Origin of the sequence: uncultured Cetobacterium sp. (genome assembly GCF_947039425.1) — a bacterium.
Taxonomy (GTDB): Bacteria; Fusobacteriota; Fusobacteriia; order Fusobacteriales; family Fusobacteriaceae; genus Cetobacterium_A.
Window position 1 is genome coordinate 1 of sequence record NZ_CAMQYW010000233.1, and the last position, 3,163, is coordinate 3,163.

3 protein-coding genes are annotated in these 3,163 nt (G+C 28.5%); all 3 read right to left on the reverse strand.

From position 1 onward, the window contains the following. Nucleotides 1-47: 47 nt before the first annotated feature. Nucleotides 48-1,709: a DUF2207 domain-containing protein gene (locus tag Q0V09_RS09695; protein WP_297489001.1), complete on the reverse strand. Its 1,662-nt coding sequence runs from the start codon at nt 1,707-1,709 to the stop codon at nt 48-50. Then, entirely contained in the window at nt 1,690-2,244 is a 555-nt protein-coding gene (locus Q0V09_RS09700) for a LemA family protein (RefSeq protein ID WP_297489004.1), read from the reverse strand. Before Q0V09_RS09700 ends, Q0V09_RS09695 begins: the two co-directional genes overlap by 20 nt. 54 nt (nt 2,245-2,298) lie before the next feature. Beyond that, on the reverse strand, nt 2,299-3,163 hold an 865-nt coding region (locus Q0V09_RS09705), incomplete at its 5' end, for a hypothetical protein (protein ID WP_297489006.1).

Genomic DNA, 3,163 nt, shown 5'->3' on the forward strand with positions numbered 1-3,163 from the left:
TTAAAAAAGATTAGTTTTCATTTGGGAAAATTCATCTTTTTTTAATTCTACCAGCTTCCGCCGCCGCCGCCTCCAGCTCCACCACCAGAAGAACCTCCTCCCATAGAGGAACCTCCTCCTCCAAAGTTAGTTGGTGCCTTTGGTGCAGATAGCATACTATCATTTAGTGCTGAAAAAGAGTTATTAAAGCTTCCCATAAATAGTGCTAAAGTAAATATACTCATAGAGTTTGAGTAGTACCAAGTTGGTGGCTCCACTGCTAAATCTTTAAATTTATCAGCCCACATATCACTTACCCCTAAAACTATTGTATATGGTAAAATATCATAAAAATAACTTGGATTCTCCTTAAGTAACATCTCAAGTTTTTTCTTTTCTGTTGTTTCTAAAAATCTCTTAAACCCTCTCACTCTACCAAGTATCATATTCCCATACTCAGTTTTCTCCTTTATCTGTCCACCTATAATCATTGTAATTATAACAGAAAGAGCTGTTCCTCCTATTACACTAATAAGTAAAGAACTACTATATATTCCTACAAAATTTATATACAGAAAAGCTCCCATTACAGGTAGTGCTACAAAGGTCTTTACAGTGTTTCCACATCTTATACTTTTAGAAGTATAAAGTCTTCTGTGATCAAGAGCTAAGTCAACCTCAAATATCTCTCCAGCCTTTTCTATATGTTTATAAAATACCTCTCTCAAATCATCTGTATCTATACTTTCTCCATCACCATATAAAAATAGACTATTAAAAAGATACTTTTCAAACTCATTTTCTGTTACAAGTTCATTTTTAAGTTTTTTTATAATAAATCTCTTATCTATATCATGTATCTCAAGGTATCCCTTACTTGCCCAGTAAAATATTAAACTTGTTAAATCCTTAGCATCTGTTCTTCCATCAATATAGTATCCAACCTCAGTAGGTGTTAGATTATCTGGTGGATAAAACTCCACTGTATCTATTACTTTTTTACTATCTTTAAACTTTCTATAAGTTAAATATGCCCCTAAGGGTACTGAAAGTAAAAGTAAAAAAAGTAGTCCTGTAAAGGCATATATTTTAATTTTAACAGAGGTCATATTAAAATACCCCTCAGGTAGTGGAAGGGCTAAAGTTACACTCTCCTTCGGTCCTAAAACTCTTGTTGTGTATCCTTTTATTGTATTACCTTCTACCCAGCACTTTACACCATGTGTACTTACACTTCCTCTGTATCCACTTGTAAAGTTTATCTTATCTGTATTAAAGCTCTTAGGTAAAGTTATAGAGAACTCTAATTTTTTAATATTTGTATCCCAGTCATTTCCAACTAAGTTATAGTATACCTCATCATATTTTGAGTTTCTATCATATCCCATATTATATGTATAGTTTATAATATAGTTTTTTATCCCTGTTAAGTATCTATCCTTATCTCCTAAACGAAGGTATATATAATCTCCCTCATCCTTAGCATAAGTTTTAGCATTGATTTTAATATCTGATACTTTAATATGTCTACCGTTAAACTTTTCTGGAATAACTCTGTATATCCCTCTTCTAGGCTCTAAAAAGTCAACTTTAATACTCTCTTTAACTGTATATACGTTCTTGTCATTTATCCCTATATTTACCTTATAGTTATCTATTACATATCCACTATCCATGGAAAAAACTAAAGAGCATATAAGGAAAAATAGACTAAAACTCCACTTTAACATTTTGTTTTTCCTCTTCATTTTCAACCTTAAAGAATGGGTATTTTTTAAATCCAAAGTTATTAGCTATTAATACACTTGGAAAAGTTTCACACATAGTGTTATACTCTCTAACTGAACCGTTATAGTATTTTCTAGCTTGTAAAATATCTGTTTCAATCTCTTGAAGCTGATTTTGTAAATTCATAAAATTAGTATTAGCCTTTAAATCTGGATAAGCCTCTGTTACAGCAAATAAACGTCCAAGAGCTCCTGTTATCATATTTTCACTTTCAACTTTCTCATCAATTGACCCAGCACTCATATATTTGTTTCTAGCTTCTATAATCCCCTTTAAAGCAGAACCTTCATAATCTTTATACCCTTTAACTGTAGCAACTAAGTTTGGTATTAAGTCATATCTTTTTTTAAGATAAGCATCTATTGTAGAAAAAGCCTCCTCAACAAAATTTCTCTCTTTAACAAGTTTATTATACATTCCAATTACAATCATAACTAAAAGTACAATTAAAACTAAAATAATAATTCCAATTATCATAATATCCTCCTAAAAAACTATTTTAAAATAATATATGGTAATTATACTCTATTTTTAAAGATTTTTCATTTTATATATAATTAGATCATTAAACTTTTTCTTTAAAATATCTCTTATCTCTTTACTTTCATCACTATATGACTCACTATCCCCTTTAATTACACTTTTAACTGTATAGTTTTCACTAAAATCAAAAGTTCTAATATTATAAAGATTAAAGTTATTATATATTTTATATGTTCCATTTACTGTTAATCTTTTTTTATCTAAAAATATTTGGCTGTTGTCAAAGCCCTTTTCCTCTTTTCTTTCAATATCAGTTACATAGATATTATCAAAATATACCTCTATATAGTAATCATTTTTACTATATCTTTGTGGTCTTCTAAATCCTCTAAAGTATGTATAGTTTCCTAAATCTCTATTTAAGTTACTATTAGCTGTTTCAATAAATATATTATTAGCCATTCTTTCAAGTCTTGAATAGTATCTAGTATTAGTATTTATATATATATTTCTACTTACCTCTTGTTGCAGTTTTTTTATTGTATTTTCTATAACTCCACTTCTTATATATGTATTCATTCCTCTATAAAAAGATATTCTATTTATCTTTTCATTTCTAGAAAACAAAGTTTTCTTATTCTTTAAAACATATTTATCAAAGGCTCTTGATATTTTTTCTTTAGATACTCTATAATCACTATAATCTATATTTATTCCAACTGGTTTATCTCTTAGTTTAAAATACTCCTCCACTGTATATAGATACAGTTTTAAAGAGTTTATATCTCTTTCACTTAAATCTCTTTTTAAAAGAGTCTCATTTTTTATTTTTGTTATTTCTCTATACTGTTTATTAAACTGATTTATACCTACAACTGACTGTGGTACATAGTTTAAACCATCTATTAACTCT